The following is a 979-nucleotide window of genomic DNA, read 5'->3' on the forward strand; positions in this document are numbered from 1 at the left end:
ATAGGAATAAGGTAGTAAAGTTCAAAAAGATGAAGTTTAATAAATGCACATAAATATAAGAATCCACCCAAAAGCAGACTATCCCAAAAGATATGCCTTCTATCGTGTTTAAATATAAACATATAGATTCTATATAAAAATAAGCTTGGCAACAAAAGGAGCAAAATGCTGTCATTAAGTATGAAGTTTAAAAGCCCCTTGAGTGTGTGGAGTATCTCCTCATACTTGCTAAGAAAGATTTCACGTGTGTAAGCTTTCTCTATATGTGGGATAATGAGTGTGAAATATAACACAAGAAAAATAAGCGCACTTATGGTTAATGCACCATAATACAAATAAGCCTTCGTGCTATTTTTGTTTTTTATAGAATCTATAAACATAAGTAGCCCAAAACTACCAATGATAAGAAAAGTAGGTTCTTTATAATACAAGGCAGCATTAGCACTTATAAAACCAATAATTGCACTGGATAGGGAATTATCTCGGTAGAACTTTATGCTTGAGAAGATAAAGAGACTTAGAAAAAGCACTTGCAGGCGTTCAGGATAACAAATACCTAACATTATTGTTACAAAGCCGGGGTGTAAAAAGATACATATAAGGAGTAGCACGCGCAAAGTATAGAATCTATCCTCAAGAATGAGAGCAAATATAATCCATAGTAAAACTCCTATGCCAAAAACAATGAGGGCGTTAAAAGTAAAGAAAGCATAAGGGCTGTGTGAAAAAATAGCAATAAGGTTTAAATCTAAAGAAGCGAGAGGAAAAAATCTCCCACTACTTGGTGTATAGCCATTAAAAATGGGTTGGGATTCATAAATTTTAAGCCACATCCAAATATCATCAAGATTGAAAGTATAGCGCGAGTAGCAAACTATACCTATACAATAAACAAAAAGAAATATGAAAAAGAAAAAAGCACCTTTACGGGAGTGTGGGGCAAATGCATTAGAGAGAAGTTGCTTTATCCCCCCCCCCC

1 protein-coding gene is annotated in these 979 nt (G+C 34.1%); it reads right to left on the reverse strand.

Annotated elements, in window-relative coordinates; translation table 11 throughout:
• Positions 1–979: hypothetical protein (locus tag LS65_RS09900; RefSeq protein WP_161976274.1), on the reverse strand; the 979-nt coding region annotated here is incomplete at both ends.

The organism is Helicobacter japonicus (genome assembly GCF_000762845.2).
Classification (GTDB): Bacteria; Campylobacterota; Campylobacteria; order Campylobacterales; family Helicobacteraceae; genus Helicobacter_C; species Helicobacter_C japonicus.